The sequence below is a fragment of the Dietzia sp. Die43 genome, from assembly GCF_024519835.1.
Lineage (GTDB): Bacteria > Actinomycetota > Actinomycetes > Mycobacteriales > Mycobacteriaceae > Dietzia > Dietzia kunjamensis.
In genome coordinates this window covers 26,787-43,711 of record NZ_JALJRF010000024.1, presented here as the reverse complement: position 1 = coordinate 43,711, position 16,925 = coordinate 26,787, and the positions used below count along the sequence as shown (strand labels likewise).

Below are 16,925 nucleotides of genomic sequence, written 5' to 3'. Positions count from 1 at the left end.
ATCGCGGCAACCCTCATCGCCGCCTGAATGACTCACAACAGGTTGACAATCACCGCAGATCAGGAATCCGGATAGCGGATTTCGTAGGTCGCGTGGGCCGCGTGGGGGACGTCAGTCGGCGGAGCCGGACTGCCAGACCTCCCACGGCACCGACCAGTCACCGTTCTGCCAGACCCCGAGTTCGGGTCCGCCCGTGCCTTTGACCTCCACGACATCGCCCGTCACGGCCTGGTCGAAGTACCACTTCGCGTCGGTGGGCGACAGGTTGAGGCAGCCGTGCGAGGTGTTGGTGTTCCCCTGTGCCCACATCGACGACTCGAGCGCGTGGAGGTAGATCCCGTCGTTCGTGAGGCGCACACCGTGGTCGACGGTCACCTTGTACCCGGCGGACAACGGCAGGCCGTAGGTCGAGGAGTCCATCACCACGGAACTGGCCTTGTCGAGCACCGTGTAGTTGCCCGGCTGGGTCCAGAAGTGCATCGTCACGTCGCCGTAGGTGGCCCATCCGCCCTTGCCCATGGAGGTCGGCATGACCCTCACGGGTTTCTGGTCGTGGTAGACGGTGACGGTCTTGGTCGCGTCGTCGGCGATCGCCACGCGACGCTCGCCGATGGTGAAGTCGGCTTCCGCGCTCGCCCCGCCCCACTGCCCGCCGCCGAGGCTGCGTCCCTCGACGTCCAGCGCGACCTGCACGCGCGTGCCGGGCTCGTAATAGTCGCGGGGCCGCCAGTGCGCGGTCGAGTCGTTGAGCCAGAACCAGTTGCCCTCGACCTCGGGGGTCGTCGTGACCGTCATGTGCTTCTCGGCCTCGTCGCGATCGGCGATCGGCTGGTCGAACCTGGCCGCGACGATGATCCCGACGCCGTACTCACGGTCGGACTCGAGGGCGGCCCCGCCCGTGGTGAAGAGGCTGGGCGTGACGACGGCCAGCGGATCGGCCATGGTGAACGTGCGGGTGTCGCTCCGGCTCCCGCCGGCCGCGCCCTCGTACGTGATCTCAAGGGTGTAGGTGCGCCCGTATCCGAGGGTGACGGCCGGCTTCCACTGGGAACCGTCGCGTGAGAGTTCGCCCTCGATCTCCTTGCCGGCATCGTTGGTGAGCACGGCGTCCGTGATGGTCCCGTTCTCCACGGTGGCCCGGACACCGTCCACCACGGCGACCTCCGTGGCTCCGTCGGCCGGGGTCACCTCCAGCGTCGCCGGGGCGGGCGCCTCGGAGGTCGGAGTCGTGGGCGTCGTCTCCCCGGCGGAACCGACTGGCATCGGGATCGTGCACCCGGCGGTGACCAGGAGCAGGGCGAGGAGAGCGGCGAGCAGGCCGAGGGGACCCGGCACCGCCCGAGCAGAGTGGGTTCGAGACCTGGACAGGGACATGCGGTACTCCGAAAGAACGAACGCGGGGCCGCCGGTGAGTCCCGGCTTATGTCCACATGATGCACTCCGGGTCCGACACCGGGCCAATCGCCGGACCGACGGACGCCCGGTCGTTGTGGATTCGTGATCGAACCCGGGAGCCCCCGCTGACGAACACGGAGGAGTACAACGGAAGGATGAGCATCGACAAACCAGTGACCATCATCGGCGGCCACGGCAAGGTCGGCCTCCGCGCCGCCAAAATCCTGTCCGAGGCGGGTGCCGAGGTGTATTCGGTGATCCGCAATCCCGATCACGCCGACGACGTCCGCGCCGCGGGTGCGAACCCTGTCGTCGCGGACGTGGAGACGCTCGACGTCGATGGGCTCCGCGAGATCGTGCGCGGCAGCGGGGCGGTCGTCTGGACCGCCGGCGCCGGCGGCGGGAACCCCGACCGCACCTTCGCGGTGGACCGCGACGCCGCGATCCGCTCGATGGACGCGAGCGCCGCCGAGGAGGTGGGACGCTACGTCATGGTCTCCTACGATGGCGCGGGCCCCGACCACGGCGTCCCGGAGGACGACTCGTTCTTCCCGTATGCGGAGGCCAAGGGCGCCGCGGACGCGCACCTGCGCGACTCGGACCTGGGGTGGACGATCCTCGGGCCGGGGGCGCTGACCGACGAGCCCGGCGGCGAGACCATCGGGGTGGGCGACGACAAGCGCGAGGACCGGTCGACCAGCAGGGACGCGGTGGCCGCTGTGATCGCCGCCGTCCTGCGCCGCCCGGACACCGCCGGTCGCACCATCGAATTCTCGGACGGCGACATCCCGATCGGTGAGGCGCTGACGAGGGAGTGACCCGCGGCGCTATCCTCTCCGCGTGAGGATCCTCGTGGGCGGTTCGTGGATCTCGGTGATCTGCGCGCTGCTCACGGCCCTGTGGAGTGTTCCGCAGTTCCTGTTCGAGGGCACGGTCACCCTCAGTTCCCACCCGCTGTTCGTGGTGCTGTTCCTGTTCCCGGCCCAGATCGGCGTCCCGGTGTGCCTGCTGGTGGCGCTCAACTCGCTGTTGATGGCGTTCCGTCGCCAGCTCACCACGAACCCGCGGCGGTTCCTGGCGGGCGGGCAGCTCATCACGGTCGTCCTGCTGGGCATCTGCGCAGCCCTCCTGATCTCGCCGACGACGTTCGGCCGCGAGTTCATCGTCATGGCGCTGGCCTTCCAGATCGGCCAGGTGGTCGTGGCGGTGGGGCTGGCCCTGCACCTGCTCCGCCGGCAGCGGCACCAGCGTGAGGCGGACGGCGCCCGCGCTCGGTGACGGGCTGACACTATGGACCGCATGCGTGCCATCCATATCTCCAGCCATGACGGACCCGCCGCCCTCGAGGTGGTCGACGTCCCCGAGCCCGACGCGGGTGCGGTGCTGATCGACGTCCACGCCGCCGGGGTGACCTTCCCCGAGGTGCTGCAGACGCGCGGCAAGTACCAGATCTCGCCGCCGCTGCCGTTCGTCCCCGGCTCGGAGGTGGCGGGCGTGGTGCGTTCCGCCCCCGCCGGCTCGGGATTCGCCGCCGGGGACCGCGTGTGCGCGTTCCCGGGTCTGGGCGGGTTCGCCGAGGTGGTCTCGGCCGATCCCGGTCAGGCGTTCCGTCTCCCTGACAGCTTGTCGTTCACGCAGGGCGCCTCGATCCCGATGAACGTGCTCACCGTCCACTTCGCGTTGGCCCACCGCGGCGGGCTGCAGGCGGGGGAGACGGTGTTGGTCCACGGCGCTGGCGGCGGGATCGGGATCGCGGCCACCCAGTTCGCGACCGCGATGGGTGCCCGCGTCATCGCCGTGGCCTCCACGGAGGAGAAGCGGGACCTGGCGCTGAAGGCCGGGGCGAGCGACGCGATCGCGCCCGAGGGCTTCAAGGACGCCGTGAAGGAGCTCACCGGTGGGAAGGGCGTCGACATCGTCGTCGACCCCGTGGGCGGGGACCGGTTCACCGACTCCATCCGGTCCCTCGGTCAGGAGGGGCGGATCCTCGTCATCGGGTTCACCGGCGGCGAGATCCCCACGGTCAAGGTCAACCGGCTGCTGCTGGGCAACAAGAGCGCCGTGGGCGTGGGCTGGGGCGAGTACTGGATGTCCAACCCCGGTTACCTGCAGAAGCAGTGGGCCGAGGTCGAGCCGCTCCTGGCCGCCGGCAAGCTCGACCCGCTGGTCGGCGCCGAGTTCCCCCTGGAGCAGGCCACGGAGGCGCTCGAGCTCATGGACGGCCGCGGCGCGGTGGGCAAGATCGTCCTCACCACCGGCCGCTGAGTTCCCTCCCGTCCCAGATCCCCGTCGAGAAGAGCTTTTCGCACACTTCTACTCGGCAGACGCTGGCGAAAAGCTCTTCTCGACGAGGGGGGCGGGTCCGGGAACGACGACGAGGTGCGCTCCCGGCCCGGCGGGCCGAACCGGAAGGCCCCGACCTAGAACGCGCCCTCGGGCATGTGCATGACGTCCACGTCGAGCGCCTCGATCGTGGCCCGCGCGGCGCCGACCTGCGGCAGGTGGGCGCGGGCGAAGAAGTTCGCCACCGTCACCTTGCCGGTGTAGAAGTCGTGGTCGTCGCCGGTCGCCTCGGGCAGCCGGTCCAGCGCCACGCCGGCCTCGCGCAGGAGCATCCAGCCCACCATGAGGTCGCCCACGGCCATGAGCAGCGGGACCGCCCCGAGTCCGATCAGGTACAGCTTCTCGGGGTCCTCCTGGGCGCCCATGAGGTGTTCGGTGAGGGTACCGACCATCGACTCGACATCGGCCAGCGCGCCGGCCACCCCGGTGCGCGCGGTCTCGAGCTCGGCGGGACCGGCCTCGTCCACGGTGCGGTGGATCTGCGCGGCGACGTGCCCGAGCGCGGTGCCGCCGTCGCGGATGATCTTGCGGAAGAAGAAGTCCTGCGCCTGGATCGCGGTGGTGCCCTCGTAGAGGGAGTCGATCTTGGCGTCGCGGATGTACTGCTCGATGGGGTAATCCTTGAGGTACCCGGAGCCGCCGAAGCACTGCAGCGACTCGGCGAGGCACTGGTAGGACCGCTCGGAGCCCACGCCCTTGACGATCGGCAGGAGCAGGTCGTTGACCGTGTGCGCGAGCTCGGGTCCGGCGCCGGAGACGACCTCGGCGGACACGATGTCCTGGTGGGCGGCGGCGTAGAGGTACACCGCGCGCAGTCCCTCCGCGTATGCCTTCTGCGTGAGGAGCGACCGGCGCACGTCCGGGTGGTGGATGACCGTGACCTTCTTGGCGTCGGGATTCCCGGCATCGGCCATGTCGTTGCCCTGGACCCGCTCGCGCGCGAACTCGAGCGCGCCCAGGTAGCCGGTCGACAGGGTGGAGATGGCCTTGGTGCCGACCATCATCCGGGCGGCCTCGATGGTCTTGAACATCTGCTTGATGCCCAGGTGGACGTCGCCGGCCAGGAACCCCACCGCGGGGCGGCCGTGCGCGCCGAACGCCACCTCGCAGGTCGCGGAGGCGGCCAGGCCCATCTTCTTCTCGATGCCGGTGACGTAGACGCCGTTGCGCTCACCCGGCGCGGCGGTCTCCGGGTCCGGCATGTACTTGGGCACGAGGAAGTAGCTCAGGCCCTTGGTGCCGGGGCCCGCGCCCTCGGGCCGGGCGAGAACCTGGTGCCAGATGTTCTCGAAGAGGTCACCGGTGTCGGCGCCGGTGATGAACCGCTTGGTGCCCTCGATGTGCCAGGTGCCGTCGGGCTGCTCGATCGCCTTGGTGCGCACGGCGCCCACGTCGGAGCCGACCTCGGCCTCGGTGAGCATCATGGACGACCCGTGGTTGCGCTCGATGATCCTGGTGGCCCACGTCTTCTGCTGCTCGTCGCCGATCGAGTGCATGATCCCGGCGAACAGCGGACCGGACAGGTACATGAAGATCGACGGGTTGGCGCCCACGAGGAACTCGCTGATCGCCCAGGTGACCAGGCGCGGTGCGGCCACGCCCCCGACGGCCGGGTCCACGCCGACGAGGCCCCAGCCGGCGTCCTGCCAGGCGCGGACGGAGGCCACGTAGTCGGGGTGGAGGGTGACCTCGTGGGTCTCGGGGTCGAAGGTGGGCGGGTTGCGGTCGGCGGTGGTGAACGACGCGGCGACCGGTCCCTCGGCGAGCGCGGCGGCTTCCCGGAGCATGGTGCGGACCGTGTCTCCGTCGAGTTCGGTGGCGTCGTCGCGCTCGAGAATCTCGTCGAGACCGAACACGTCGAACAGGACGAACTCCAGGTCACGTGGGTTGCTGCGGTAGTGGGACATGCGGGGCCTTTCCGACGACGGTGGTCCGCACCGGGTGGCGCGTCACGTGCCCACCGTAGAGCACGGCGCCCCGCGGACGGCGCGATTACGGACCGTAGTCCGAAAAGTGGGTGGCGGTGGCGGACCGACTACCCCTGCAGGGCCCGCAACCGTCGCCCCGCCTCGTCGAGCACCTCGGGCCGTTTGCAGAACGCGAACCGCACCAGGTGGGACCACTCCGCCGAGAAGGCGTCGGTGAACGGGGCGAACGGCACCGCCGCCACGCCGATCCGCTCCGGTAACTCCAGGCACCAGGCCGCCGCGTCGGTCACCCCGAGTGGGCGCGGGTCCGCGGTGAGGAAGTACGTGCCCTGTGCGACGACGAGGTCGAACCCGACACCCGAGAGCGTGTCCACCAACTGGTCCCGCCGAGCCTGCATGTCCTGCCGCAGCGTCGCGATCCATCTCTGCTCGTGACGCAGGGCGTGCGCGACGCCCAGTTGCAGGGGCGAAGCGACGGTGAAGCTCATGTACTGCCGCGCGGTGCGGGCCCCCGCCACGAGGTCCGCCGGCCCGGTGAGCCATCCGATCTTCCACCCGGTGCAGTTGAGCAGCTTGCCGGCGCTCGAGATGCGCAGGGTCCGCTCGGCCATCCCGGGCAGCGTCGCGATCGACACGTGCTCCACCCCGTCGTAGGTGAGGTGGGCGTACACCTCGTCGGAGATGGCGATCGCGTCGAACTCGTGGCACAGCGCGGCGATCTGTTCGAGGTCCTCGCGCGGCAGGACGGCCCCGGTGGGATTGTGGGGCGAGTTCACCAGCACGGCCCGCGTCCGCGGGGAGAACGCGTCCCGCAACGAGTCCACGTCGAGTCGGATTTCGCCGCCCGTGCGGACCATCCTCGCGGCGCGACGGGTGGCGCCGGCCATCGCCACCGTGGCTGCGTAGGAGTCGTAATACGGTTCGATCACGACCACCTCGTCGTCGTACTCCACCAGGCCCACCACCGCGGCGGCGATCGCCTCGGTCGCGCCGACCGTCACCAGCACCTCGGTGTCCGGGTCGTGCACCAGTCCGGTGTGGGCGGTCTCGTGGTCGGCGGCGGCCCGGCGCAGTTCCGGGGTGCCGATGCCCGGCGGGTACTGGTTGTGGCCCTCCCGCATGGCGCGTGCGGCCGCCTCGATCATCGACTCCGGTCCGTCCGTGTCGGGGAAGCCCTGGCCCAGGTTGATGGCGTCGAACCGCGTGGCCAGCTGCGAGACCTCGGAGAAGATCGTCGTGGCGTGGGGTCGGAGTCTGCGGACCGTCATACGGGCAGCCTAGGTGTTCGGCCCACGGTGTTCGGCACACGCAGGACGGGTGGCGCCGACCGATACCATGGGCGGCATGACCGAGCCCCTCGCCGCCACGTCCGCCTCGACCGGTGGAGCCGCCGCCGTCGGGCCGTGCACCCAGCGCCGCGCGGTGCTGGCCGCCCTGCCCGGGATCATCCTGCTGCCGGGCATCGCCTCGGCCTGTGGCATGACCGAGCCCGCGCAGCCCCCGTCGACGGTGCAGCAGACCACCACGGTCCCCGCGACCACCATCCCCGCCGCCGAGATCCCGCCGGGCACGGCCAAGCAGTTCAGGGCCGGCGAGGCCACGGTGATCGTCGCGCAGCCCGTCGAGGGCGAGTTCGTCGCCTACTCGGCGCGCTGCACCCACCAGGGCGGGGTGGTCCAGGTGATCGAGGGCATGACCCTGCGCTGCCCGCTCCACGGCGCCGAGTACGACGCCACCGACGGCCGCAACACCCTGCCCCCGGCCCCGCGCCCGCTCGACGCGATCCCGGTGACGGAGTCCGGCGGGCAGCTCACCCTCGGCTGACGCCCGCCGCCGCCCGCGCCAGCAGCCCCGCCGCCCGCGCCCGCGCCCGCCGGCGCCGCCTCGGCTTGCGGCGCGGCCACGGTCAGGGGTAGAACGGGAACACGTTCTCAGGGCGGGGTGAAACTCCCCACCGGCGGTGATGTCACCGGCCCCATGGCCGGCGGCGAGCCCGCGAGCGCCCCGCACACGCGGTGCGGTTGGACTCCCGGTCCGGCCACGCCACGCACGCGGGGGTCAGCAGACCCGGTGTGATCCCGGGGCCGACGGTCATAGTCCGGATGGAAGAGAACCGCGCGTCACCCGACGCGGTCCCGGTCGACGACGACCGTGGCCGGGCGGGCGTCGTGTCACAAGCCCTGGGCCGTCTGTGTAGAGCCCGTGAAAGGGGCACACGATGAGCCTTCTCGTGGAATTCCTCGACGCGCAGTTGATGATCGGTGGCGTGCCGATCCTGTGGCGCGAGATCGTCGGCAACGTCTTCGGCCTGGCGGCCGCCATCGGCGGTATGCGCCGGGTGGTGTGGGCGTGGCCAGTCGGAATCGTCGGCAATCTCACCCTTCTGACCGTCTTCCTCGGCGGCGTCTTCCACACCCCGCAGGACGTGGACCTCTACGGTCAGGCCGGCCGGCAGGTCATGTTCCTGGCGGTGGGCGTCTACGGCTGGTGGCGGTGGTCGCAGTCCAGGCGTGCGAGCGCCGCGATGCCCGGAGGCTCGGCCGCCGACGCGGTGGCCGTTCATCCCCACTGGGCGACCGGCCGGCAACGGGCGGGTCTCGTCATCGGGATGGTGACCGGCACCCTGGTGTTCGGCTGGATTTTCGCCCAGCTCGGCTCGTGGGGGCCGTGGGCCGACGCGTGGATCTTCACCGGATCGATCCTCGCGACCTACGGCATGGCCCGCGGGTGGACGGAGTTCTGGCTGCTGTGGATCGGCGTCGACATCGTGGGGGTGCCGCTGCTGCTCAAGGCCGGCTACTACCCGTCGGCGGCGCTGTACCTGGTGTACGGCGCGTTCGTGATCTGGGGTTTCCTGGTGTGGTGGCGCGTGGATCTGGCCGAACGCGCGGACGCCGCCGGTCCCGCCGGTCCCGCCGGTCCCGCCGGGCAGCGGCGGGAGCAGATGCCGGTCGGCTGATCCGGGCCCCGGGGATTCACCAGCGAGTGGTCGATTCCGTTCGCATATCCCCAGGTCGCCCACGGCGAGTCGGTGCATTTGTGACCACTCGGCGGTCAGACCGGGTCGGACACGCGCCGCGGCCGCACGGCCGCCACCACGACGAGCGACAGGGCGGCGAGCGTGAAGCCCAGCCCGCGGAAGTCGATCCACGCGAACACCAGGCCGGACAGCAGACCGCCGGCCGCGCCGGACAGCGCCACGGCCACATCGGCCTGCCCCTGGACGCTGGCACGCACGGTGGTCGGCACGGACGTCGTGAGGACGGTCGTGCCGGCGACCAGGCCCAGGCTCCAGCCCAGTCCCAGCAGGATCAGTGCCAGCGCGACGAGCGCCGTGGACTGCGGCGGGGCCAGGGCGGCGAGCCCTCCGGCGGCCAACAGCACCAGGCCCGCGGACACCGCCACGGCGCGGGTGCCGAACTTGTCCACGAGCAGCCCGGACAGGGGCGCGGGCAGGAACATCGCGGCGACGTGCAGCGAGATCACGACGCCCACGACGGTCACGGTGTGGTCGTGGGCGCGCATGTGCACGGGGGTCATGGTCATGAGCCCGACCATGACGAACTGGGTCAGCGCCATCACCACGACACCGGTGATGACGTCGGCCGTCCAGATGCGGGTCGGTACGGGCGCCACGGCGTGCCGTTCGGAGTCGGCGGCGGGGGAGGGGGACGACGACGACAGTGGCGACGACAGTGACGACGACGACGAGGTGAGCGCCGCCTCCGCTGCCGCGATCTCCATCCTGCGCGCCTCGAGCAGGGGGTCGGGCCGCAGCAGCAGGGAGATGACCAGCGCGGCACCGCCGTAGGCCGCGGCGGCGAGGAGGAACGGTCCCGCGAGCGGGGCCAGGCCCAGCGCCTCGGCGACGACGCCGGTGGGCCCCACGAGGTTGGGCCCGGCGACGGCGCCCGCGGTGGTGCCGAGCAGAACGTAGGACAGGGACCGGGCGCGGGTGGCGTCGGTGGCGAGGTCGGCGCCGGCGTAGCGGGCCTGCAGGTTGGTGGCCGTGCCGGAGCCGTAGATGACGAACGAGGCGAACAGCAGCGGCAGCGATTCGAGGGCGGTGGCCGCGACGATGCCGAGTGCGCCGAGTGCGCCGACCGCGAATCCGGCGGCCAGGCCCGGGCGGCGGCCGCGGGCCTGGGAGAGCTTGCCGACCGCGATCGCGGCGAGGGCGGAGCCACCGGTGAACAGGGCCGACGGCAGCCCGGACAGGCCGGGGCCACCGAGCAGGTCCTCGGCGAGCAGCGCGCCCACGGTGATGCCCGCGGCGAGTCCGGCCCCGGCGAGGAGCTGGGCCAGGACGAGGACGGTGAGGATCCGCCGCTGCGCCGTCGCCCGGCCCGTCTCCCGCGCGGTGTGCGTGGCGTCGCCTGCGCGGGTCACGCTCCACCCCAGGTTCGGGCGTGCAGGAGCACGTCGACGGCGGTGGCCTTGCCGGCAGGCCGCAGGTCGTGCCGCAGCGAGACCACCTCGAGTCCCTCGGCGCCGCGGGCGAGGTCGGCGATGTCGGGGAGCACGGTGGGATCCTGCGGACCGCCCACGCCGCGGCGGAGGTTCTCGGCGGCGTGGCCGAGGTAGACCAGGTGGCCGCCGGGGCGCAGCCAGGTGCCGGCGCTGCGCAGTACGGCGGTCAGTGCGGGGAGGTCGAGGTGGAGGAATCCGACGACGACGAGGTCGACGGCCTCGGATGGGGCCCAGGTGGTGGCGTCGCCGACGACCCAGTCGACGCTGCCGCTGCGTCCGTCGTCGGAGTCCTTGGCGCGAGCCTGCTCGATGGCGACCTCGGAGAAGTCGACCGCCTGCACCTGCCAGCCGTGCGCGGCGAGCCACCGCGCGTGCCGACCGTCACCGCAGGCCAGGTCGACGGCGGTGCCCACGTCCAGCCCGGTGTCCTCGGCGGCCGTCACCTCGGCGACGATCCGGGCGGCGGGGGTCGTGCCCCACGCATCGGGCTGCGCGAGGTAGCGGGCGTTCCATGCGGAGGCGTCCACGGGCGGTGGTCCTTTCGGTTCGGGCACGGTTGTCAGGCTCGGTTGCCAGGCACGGCTGCCAGGCTCGGCTGTCGGGCACGGTTCTCAGGGGTGGCGGAGCCACCGGAGGTGTTCGGTGTCTCCCTGCAGTTCCAGTCTCCTCCACAGCACGCTGCCCGGGACGGCCTGGCTGGGGTGACATTCCACCGCGGCCAGCTGCGCGGCACGGTCGACGGTCAGGGCCAGGTCGATCTCGTCGGCCGGGCGCCCGAGGAACCCGGCGTACCCCTCGCCCGCCAGTGTGGCGCAGAGGTCGTCGGGGAGGACCCACGCCAGCACCCCCAGGTCGTGGCGCTCGCCCGCGCGGACGGCCGCCGCGGTGGCGGCCACGTGGTCGGGGTGGCCGCTGATGCCGGTGGAGTCGAAGGCGACCAGCCCGTCAGGCCTCACCGCCTCGATCTCCTGCTCGACCGCGTCGTCGAGCCCGGCCGCACCGAGCGCCGTCAGTCCGCCGTCGGGGAGGTCCAGGAGGGTGACCCCTCGCGCACCGAGCGCGTCGGCAGCGGCGCGTAGTTCGCGCTCGCGGATCACGGACAGCTCGCCCTCCACACCGTGGAGGGTCGAGGCCTCGCCCCGGGTCAGGCAGAGGACGTGGACACGCGCGCCTGCGCCCGCGAGGCCCGAGAGGATCGCGCCGAGGCCGAAGGACTCGTCGTCAGGGTGGGCGACCACGGCCAGAACCGTGTCCCAGTCCGGTAACCCGGTCGTCGTGCGCATCGCGGCGGACCTCCCTGTGTCGGTGAGAATCGCTGTCTCGGTGTGAATCGTTGTGTCGGTGGGAATCGTTGGACCGGCCCCGGGACCGGCGGATACCCGGTACCGTATCTTCGCATGAATAGGTCTCGCGAACGGCAGGATGCGTCACTCTTCGCCCGCGCGTGGGTGGTGGCCAGCCCGGTGCTGGAGCGGATCGGCCTGGCCGAGTCGCGACGGCGTCTGGTCGACGGCCTGTCGGGCACGGTGGTGGAGGTCGGCGCCGGCAGCGGGGTGACTTTCGAGCACTACCCGCCGGAGGTCACCCGGGTGGTGGCGGTCGAACCGGACCCGCACCTGCGCGCGTACGCCCGCCGGCACGCACAGCGGGCGGCGGTGGACGTCGAGGTGGTGGACACGGTGGCGGAGGCGCTCCCGCTCGCCGACGGTGAGGCCGACGCCGTGGTGTTCGGGCTCGTCCTGTGCACCGTCCCCGACGTCCCGGCCGCCCTGGCAGAGGCCCTGCGGGTGCTCGCCCCGCACGGCGAGCTGCGTCTGCTCGAACACGTCCGGGCCGACGGTCGGCTGGGTCGCGTCGCCGACCGGATCGAGCCCGTGTGGAGCCGACTCGGAGGCGGGTGTCACCCGAACCGCGACACCGCCCGGCACGTCGCGGAGGCGGGCTTCGACGTCTCCGGCCTGCAGGCCCGTCCGTTCCCGCCGGTGGTGCCGTTGACGCCGATGCTCAGCGGGTCCGCGCGGCGTCGGTAGCGCGGTCCCCGCTCCCGGTGGGCGGCACCGCGCAGGCGTCGGACGCGCAGGCGCCATCGGCGCAGGGGCGGGCCCGCCACCGGTAGATCACGGCGCCGGCCAGGAGGGCCAGCGACAGGGCCGCGAGCCACGGCTGCAGCGGGGCCCACACCCCGAGCGCGCCGGTGGTGCCGAGCAGGATCAGCACGATCTTGTTGCAGACGGGGCACGCCACCGCGAACCAGGCGGTCGCCACGCCCACGGTGACCAGCGCAGGGCGTTCGGACGGCTCGGCTCCGGCGGGATGCCTGGCGGCGCTGCCGACGCCGGCCTCCCGCGCGGACCTGATGCCGAACCAGGCGGCGGTGAGCAGTACGGTGGCGGCGAGCACCGGGTACTCCCACCAGCGGACGGGGATCTCGCGGCCGAACACCGGGTTGGGCAGGATGTCGGTGGGGATGCCGATCAGCAGGAAGGTCCCGAGCGCCGCCAGGGCGGCGCGGGCGGGGGCGAACACCGCCGGGGTCGACGCGATCCCGGACGACGCGGTCCCGGACGACGCGGTCTCGGGAGCGGGCGCGTTTCGGGGGGCGGCCGACGCGCCGGACGAGTGGTTCATGCCACCATGGTCAGCATACCGGCGGGGTATCCGCCACCGGCCCTGGTAGATCGATCGGGAGGAGCGCTGTCGTGGCCCATTCGCTGCCCGGTCTCGGTGAGCTCGAGACCGCCGTCCTCGAATTGCTGTGGGACGAGTGCGCGGGTGACGGCGACGACCTGTCCGTCCGCGAGGTCGCGGATCGGTTCGCGGACCGGCGGCCACTGGCCTACACGACCGTGATGACCGTCCTGACGCACCTGTACGACAAAGGGGCGGTGACGCGCGAGAAGGTCGGCCGCGGGTACCGGTACCGGCCCGCGCGCAGCCGCGAGGACTTCGGCGCCGACGCCCTGGGTGAACTGCTCCGGTCGAGCGGCGACGCGCAGAAGCTCCTCCTGCACTTCGTCTCGAGGGAGGGTGGAGACCTGGCCCCGGAGGAGGCGGGAGTGCTCCGCAGGATCACCGCGCGCCTCCGCGGCGGCGGGGACACCTGATGGGCATCGGGATGCTGCTCGCGGCGCTGGTCGTCGGCGCCGCCGGCCCTGCCTACCTGCGTCGCGCCGTGGATGCGGCGGCGCGGCCGGGCGTCGCGCTGGGTGCCTGGATCGGCACCGGCGTCGTCTTCGTGTCCCTGCTCGTCGCCGCCCCGGTGGTGATGCACGTGCAGCCGCTGAGGGGGTTCGCGCCCGCCGCCACCGCCGTCACGGCGTGCGCGACGATGTTCGATCCGGCGGCGAGCGGCGTGTGGCCGGCCGCCGTCCGTGGCGTGGTCGTCGCGGTGGCCGTGGTGGCGGCGGTGTCCGCGGTCGCGGTGGTCGTGGCGGCGATGTCCCGGGCCCGGCGCTCGGCGCGGGCGCACGCCCGGTCGCTGCGGTCACTGGTCGAGGCCACCGACCACGTCGACGGGGTACGGGTGTGGTGGATCGCCGACGACGAACCCGTCGCCTACGCACTGCCGGGGGCGGCGACGCGCGGGTTCCCGGGCGTGGGGCGACGCGGGTCGGCCTCGCCCGGCGGGACGGTGGTGGCCTCCACCGCCCTGTGGGATCTCGGCGAGGAGCGCCGGCGGGCCGTGCTCGACCACGAGATCGCGCATCTGCGGGGGCGTCACCACGTCGCGGTGACGTCGGCGGCGGCACTGCGCACGGTGTTCTCGCCGGTGCCCCTGCTGCGGCGAGCAGCAGCGGAGGTGTCCGTCCTCGCCGAGCTGGCCGCGGACCGGCGGGCCGCGCTCGGTGCCGGTGGTGCGGCGGCCGTGCGCGGTGCCCTCGGCGAGCTCGGTGCCCCGGCCGGCCGGGTGGCCGTCCTGTCCTCGGGTCCGGCCGGACCCCGGGGGACGGGGCCCGGTCTCGCGCTGGCGCTCGTGCACGCGGTCTCCCCGGCGGCGATCTCCGCGGCCGCGGCGACGACGCTCGTGCTGGGGATGTGCTCCGCGCTGGCGGGTTGACATCGCGCCACCGCCGCGAACTACTATGCAACGTAGTAGGAAGTGGCCCGCTCGCGGGTCGGTCCCATCCCCGATCGCACCCGCAGGAGCCCCGAAGTGCCCCGTCGTCCGAGCGTCCCGGTCATCGCGTTGTCCCTCGTGGTGGCCGTACTCCTCGCCCTCGTGGCGATCCTCCTCGCCCGCGAGGTGGGCGGGGGCGAACCGTCCGCCGACGGGTCCGCCGCGGGGACGTCGGAGGTGTCCGACGATCGGCAGACCAGCCCGGAACAGGCTCCCGGCCCGGAGTCCATGGAGGGCATCGCGCGCTTCGAGGAGGGCGACCCGATGGCCATGGGGCCCGTCGACGCGCCGGTCGTGATGACCATGTACACCGATTTCCGCTGCCCGTTCTGCGCCAAGTTCTCCCGCGAGGTGGAGCCCGCCCTGGTCGAGGAATACGTCGGCAGCGGCGAGCTGCGGATCGAATGGCGGGACCTGCCGATCTTCGGCGAGCAGTCGATGGCCGCCGCGCGAGCCGGCCGCGCCGCCGCCGACCAGGGCCGGTTCTGGGAGTTCACCGAGGTCGTCTTCGCCGACTCCCCCGACCGCGGTCACCCGGACCTCAACGAGGAGAAGTTGGTCGGGTACGCCCGCGAGGCCGGCGTCGCCGACATCGAGCGCTTCCGCGAGGACATGACCAGCGACCGGTACGACGAGGCGATCCGGGCCGACTACGAGGCGGCCACCGCACTCGGTGCCACCTCGACCCCGACGTTCCTCATCAACGGAACGGGCATCATCGGTGCCCGCTCCGCGGAGACGTTCCGCAACGTCATCGACAGCTCACTCGACGGGTGACGTGGGCCCGATGACCGAACAGATCGGACTGATCGGCGGATTCCTCGGCGGCGTCCTGAGCATCCTCAGCCCGTGCTCGGCCCTGCTGCTGCCCGCCTTCTTCGCCTACGCCTTCGGCACCCGCCGGGTGCTCCTCGCCCGGACCGGGCTGTTCCTGCTCGGCCTCGCCATCGTCCTGGTCCCGCTCGGGGCGGGGGTCGGGGCCATCGGTTCGCTGTTCACCGTCCACCGCGGGACCGTGACGTTGATCGGTGGCCTCGTCGTCGTCGCCCTGGGTGTCTACACCGCGATCGGGGGCGGCTTCCGGCTCCCCGGACTCTCGGACGCCTCGTCCCGCGTCACCGGCAGCGGCCCCGTGGCCGTCCTCGCGCTGGGCGCCCTCTACGGGTTCGCCGGATTCTGCTCGGGCCCGCTGCTCGGCGGTGTCCTCACCCTGGCGATGGCCGGGGGTTCGCCCGCCTACGGTGCGGCCGTCATGGGCGCCTACGCGGTCGGCATGGTCGTCCCGCTCGCGGTGCTCGCCCTGGCGTGGGACCGGCTGGGCGTGTCGCGTCGGCGATGGATTTGCGGTCGCGACGTCACCCTGGGGCCCGTCCGCACGCACACCACCTCACTCATCGCCGGGGTGCTGTTCATCGCGGTGGGACTGCTGTTCATCCTCACCGACGGCACCGCGGCCCTCGGCTCGGTGATGGGCGTGGACGCCCAGTTCGACCTGCAGGCCGCCATCGAGCGCCGGGTCGCCGGGATCGACGACCTGTGGTTCGTCGTCGCGGCGCTGGCCGTGGTCGCCGTCGGCCTCGCGGTGTGGGTGCTACGCGACCGGCGCCGCGCGCGGGCGCGGCAGGAGCCGGATGCCCGCAGCCCCGAGGATCAGGAGCCCGCCCGCGGCTGAACCCTCACCTCGCACATCGGGGGCCTGTCGCCGGTCTCGATGCGCGTGGTGGTGGGCGAGTAGGCCCCCGCCGGCGACCGGGTGAACGTGGTGAGCCGCTGATCCGGTCGCACCGTCGTGGTGACGCGGCCACCGCGGACCAGCCGGTCCAGCGCGGTGAGCTGGATCTGCGCGGCCATCCGGGCCAACGAGTCGTCGGGGGAGTTGCGGTGCCGCCGGATGCCCAGGTCCACCTGCGCCATCGCGTCGAGCCCCACCAACTCCCACACGTCCACCAGGAGCGCGAGCTCGACGCCGTAGCCCCGCGCGAACGGGATCCGTTCGAGGACCTCCCGGGTGGCCGCGTACTCCCCGGCCAGTGGCTGGACGAACCCCGCCAGCTCCGGCCACCAGGCGTCGATGAGCGGCCGGGCCACGAGTTCGGTCACCCGACCGCCGCCCGAGGGCGACACCGTGACGCCGTCCGCGAGCGGTCGGTCGTAGCACCCCTTGACGAAGCCGAGTGACGGATCCAGGACCAGCGGGGCCAGCAACCCGACGGCGAAGGCCGGGTCGAAGTCGCGTAGGTCGGCGTCGATGAACGCCACCACGTCCCCGGTCGTCACCGCGAGGGACTTCCACAACGCCTCGCCCTTGCCCGGGACCGACCCCCACTCCGGCAGGATCTCGGACTGCGCGTGGACCACGGCGCCGGCGGCGCGGGCGACCCGCGCGGTGTCGTCGGTGGAGTCGGAGTCGATCACGACGATCTCGTCGAGCAGCGGCACCGCCTCCACCAGGTGCTCGCGCAGCGCGGTGACGATGGCGCCGACCGTGGCCTCCTCGTCGCGGGCGGGCAGGACCACCGACAGGCGTCGGCCGGCCTTCGCCGCGGCCACCCCGGCGGCGTCGAAGTCCCGGGCGGTCAGGCTCCGGCGTCGGAACCAACCCTCGGTGTCCGGCAGCATCGTCGGGCGTCTCGCTCTCGCTGTGACGACCCACCGGCCGGGCGGGTCGCGGA

The 16,925-nt window shown here is 72.5% G+C and carries 18 protein-coding genes and 1 riboswitch; of the genes, 10 read left to right on the top strand and 8 right to left on the bottom strand.

Annotated elements, in window-relative coordinates; translation table 11 throughout:
• Positions 1–111: 111 nt before the first annotated feature.
• Positions 112–1,374 carry an Ig-like domain-containing protein gene (locus NR111_RS17200; protein WP_256821516.1) on the bottom strand — a complete coding sequence of 421 codons (1,263 nt, stop codon included), beginning with the start codon at positions 1,372–1,374 and terminating at the stop codon, positions 112–114.
• 176 nt (positions 1,375–1,550) lie between these two features.
• Here NR111_RS17200 and NR111_RS17195 point away from each other — a divergent pair, with 176 nt between their 5' ends.
• From NR111_RS17195 to NR111_RS17185, 3 genes are read left to right on the top strand one after another with little or no spacing between them, the layout of a single operon-like run.
• Positions 1,551–2,213 (top strand): SDR family oxidoreductase, encoded by a 663-nt coding sequence (locus NR111_RS17195; RefSeq protein WP_120285313.1) that lies wholly within the window; start codon positions 1,551–1,553, stop codon positions 2,211–2,213.
• Between the two features lie 22 nt (positions 2,214–2,235).
• On the top strand, positions 2,236–2,673 hold the full coding sequence (locus tag NR111_RS17190; protein WP_119192559.1) for a hypothetical protein: 438 nt from the start codon (positions 2,236–2,238) through the stop codon (positions 2,671–2,673).
• A gap of 21 nt (positions 2,674–2,694) precedes the next feature.
• Positions 2,695–3,660, top strand: a complete 966-nt coding sequence (locus NR111_RS17185; protein WP_256821515.1) for an NADPH:quinone oxidoreductase family protein — start codon at positions 2,695–2,697, stop codon at positions 3,658–3,660.
• Between the two features lie 155 nt (positions 3,661–3,815).
• Here NR111_RS17185 and NR111_RS17180 read toward each other — a convergent pair whose 3' ends face one another.
• Both NR111_RS17180 and NR111_RS17175 read right to left on the bottom strand, forming a co-directional pair.
• Entirely contained in the window at positions 3,816–5,645 is a 1,830-nt protein-coding gene (locus tag NR111_RS17180; RefSeq protein WP_256821514.1) for an acyl-CoA dehydrogenase, read from the bottom strand.
• A gap of 128 nt (positions 5,646–5,773) precedes the next feature.
• Complete coding sequence (locus NR111_RS17175; protein WP_256821513.1) at positions 5,774–6,934, bottom strand: pyridoxal phosphate-dependent aminotransferase; 1,161 nt, start codon at positions 6,932–6,934, stop codon at positions 5,774–5,776.
• A gap of 76 nt (positions 6,935–7,010) precedes the next feature.
• On the opposite strand from NR111_RS17175, the gene NR111_RS17170 reads away from it, so the two are divergent.
• A complete protein-coding gene (locus tag NR111_RS17170; protein ID WP_082924071.1) occupies positions 7,011–7,490 on the top strand; it encodes a Rieske (2Fe-2S) protein in 480 nt (159 codons plus the stop codon).
• A 99-nt stretch (positions 7,491–7,589) separates the two neighbouring features.
• Positions 7,590–7,784: riboswitch (FMN riboswitch) on the top strand.
• Between the two features lie 100 nt (positions 7,785–7,884).
• Entirely contained in the window at positions 7,885–8,625 is a 741-nt protein-coding gene (locus tag NR111_RS17165; protein WP_256821512.1) for a nicotinamide mononucleotide transporter family protein, read from the top strand.
• A 95-nt stretch (positions 8,626–8,720) separates the two neighbouring features.
• On the opposite strand, the gene NR111_RS17160 is transcribed toward NR111_RS17165, so the two are convergent.
• The 3 genes from NR111_RS17160 to NR111_RS17150 form a co-directional block, all read right to left on the bottom strand.
• Positions 8,721–10,055 carry an MFS transporter gene (locus tag NR111_RS17160; RefSeq protein ID WP_256821511.1) on the bottom strand — a complete coding sequence of 445 codons (1,335 nt, stop codon included), beginning with the start codon at positions 10,053–10,055 and terminating at the stop codon, positions 8,721–8,723.
• Complete coding sequence (locus tag NR111_RS17155; protein ID WP_067719047.1) at positions 10,052–10,663, bottom strand: bifunctional 2-polyprenyl-6-hydroxyphenol methylase/3-demethylubiquinol 3-O-methyltransferase UbiG; 612 nt, start codon at positions 10,661–10,663, stop codon at positions 10,052–10,054. Before NR111_RS17155 ends, NR111_RS17160 begins: the two co-directional genes overlap by 4 nt.
• Positions 10,664–10,747: 84 nt before the next feature.
• Entirely contained in the window at positions 10,748–11,419 is a 672-nt protein-coding gene (locus NR111_RS17150; protein ID WP_256821510.1) for a PIG-L family deacetylase, read from the bottom strand.
• Positions 11,420–11,533: 114 nt separating this feature from the next.
• On the opposite strand from NR111_RS17150, the gene NR111_RS17145 reads away from it, so the two are divergent.
• Complete coding sequence (locus NR111_RS17145; RefSeq protein ID WP_069389448.1) at positions 11,534–12,166, top strand: class I SAM-dependent methyltransferase; 633 nt, start codon at positions 11,534–11,536, stop codon at positions 12,164–12,166.
• Here the strand turns inward: NR111_RS17145 and NR111_RS17140 are convergent.
• On the bottom strand, positions 12,141–12,764 hold the full coding sequence (locus tag NR111_RS17140; RefSeq protein WP_256821509.1) for a hypothetical protein: 624 nt from the start codon (positions 12,762–12,764) through the stop codon (positions 12,141–12,143). The two genes, NR111_RS17145 and NR111_RS17140, sit on opposite strands and share 26 nt — an antisense overlap.
• 71 nt (positions 12,765–12,835) lie before the next feature.
• Between NR111_RS17140 and NR111_RS17135 the strand changes: the two genes are divergently transcribed.
• The 4 genes from NR111_RS17135 to NR111_RS17120 all read left to right on the top strand — a co-directional run bounded on the left by NR111_RS17135 (position 12,836) and on the right by NR111_RS17120 (position 15,925).
• A complete protein-coding gene (locus NR111_RS17135; protein WP_256821508.1) occupies positions 12,836–13,240 on the top strand; it encodes a BlaI/MecI/CopY family transcriptional regulator in 405 nt (134 codons plus the stop codon).
• Positions 13,240–14,193 carry a M48 family metalloprotease gene (locus NR111_RS17130; protein ID WP_256821507.1) on the top strand — a complete coding sequence of 318 codons (954 nt, stop codon included), beginning with the start codon at positions 13,240–13,242 and terminating at the stop codon, positions 14,191–14,193. The genes NR111_RS17135 and NR111_RS17130 overlap by 1 nt, the downstream gene beginning before the upstream one ends.
• 96 nt (positions 14,194–14,289) lie before the next feature.
• Positions 14,290–15,030: a thioredoxin domain-containing protein gene (locus NR111_RS17125; RefSeq protein WP_240341359.1), complete on the top strand. Its 741-nt coding sequence runs from the start codon at positions 14,290–14,292 to the stop codon at positions 15,028–15,030.
• Between the two features lie 10 nt (positions 15,031–15,040).
• The gene (locus tag NR111_RS17120; RefSeq protein ID WP_256821506.1) at positions 15,041–15,925 is read left to right on the top strand and encodes a cytochrome c biogenesis CcdA family protein; all 885 of its coding nucleotides are present in this window, start codon (positions 15,041–15,043) and stop codon (positions 15,923–15,925) included.
• Here NR111_RS17120 and NR111_RS17115 read toward each other — a convergent pair.
• Positions 15,904–16,872 carry a glucosyl-3-phosphoglycerate synthase gene (locus tag NR111_RS17115; protein WP_256821505.1) on the bottom strand — a complete coding sequence of 323 codons (969 nt, stop codon included), beginning with the start codon at positions 16,870–16,872 and terminating at the stop codon, positions 15,904–15,906. The genes NR111_RS17120 and NR111_RS17115 overlap by 22 nt on opposite strands.
• Positions 16,873–16,925: the final 53 nt, after the last annotated feature.

Coding starts and splice junctions, on each gene's coding strand:
- NR111_RS17185 (WP_256821515.1), top strand. CDS start 2,695: ATGCGTGCCATCCATATCTCCAGCCATGACGGACCCGCCGCCCTCGAG.
- NR111_RS17200 (WP_256821516.1), bottom strand. CDS start 1,374: ATGTCCCTGTCCAGGTCTCGAACCCACTCTGCTCGGGCGGTGCCGGGT.
- NR111_RS17195 (WP_120285313.1), top strand. CDS start 1,551: ATGAGCATCGACAAACCAGTGACCATCATCGGCGGCCACGGCAAGGTC.
- NR111_RS17175 (WP_256821513.1), bottom strand. CDS start 6,934: ATGACGGTCCGCAGACTCCGACCCCACGCCACGACGATCTTCTCCGAG.
- NR111_RS17145 (WP_069389448.1), top strand. CDS start 11,534: ATGAATAGGTCTCGCGAACGGCAGGATGCGTCACTCTTCGCCCGCGCG.
- NR111_RS17120 (WP_256821506.1), top strand. CDS start 15,041: ATGACCGAACAGATCGGACTGATCGGCGGATTCCTCGGCGGCGTCCTG.
- NR111_RS17170 (WP_082924071.1), top strand. CDS start 7,011: ATGACCGAGCCCCTCGCCGCCACGTCCGCCTCGACCGGTGGAGCCGCC.
- NR111_RS17165 (WP_256821512.1), top strand. CDS start 7,885: ATGAGCCTTCTCGTGGAATTCCTCGACGCGCAGTTGATGATCGGTGGC.
- NR111_RS17140 (WP_256821509.1), bottom strand. CDS start 12,764: ATGAACCACTCGTCCGGCGCGTCGGCCGCCCCCCGAAACGCGCCCGCT.
- NR111_RS17150 (WP_256821510.1), bottom strand. CDS start 11,419: ATGCGCACGACGACCGGGTTACCGGACTGGGACACGGTTCTGGCCGTG.
- NR111_RS17130 (WP_256821507.1), top strand. CDS start 13,240: ATGGGCATCGGGATGCTGCTCGCGGCGCTGGTCGTCGGCGCCGCCGGC.
- NR111_RS17115 (WP_256821505.1), bottom strand. CDS start 16,872: ATGCTGCCGGACACCGAGGGTTGGTTCCGACGCCGGAGCCTGACCGCC.
- NR111_RS17180 (WP_256821514.1), bottom strand. CDS start 5,645: ATGTCCCACTACCGCAGCAACCCACGTGACCTGGAGTTCGTCCTGTTC.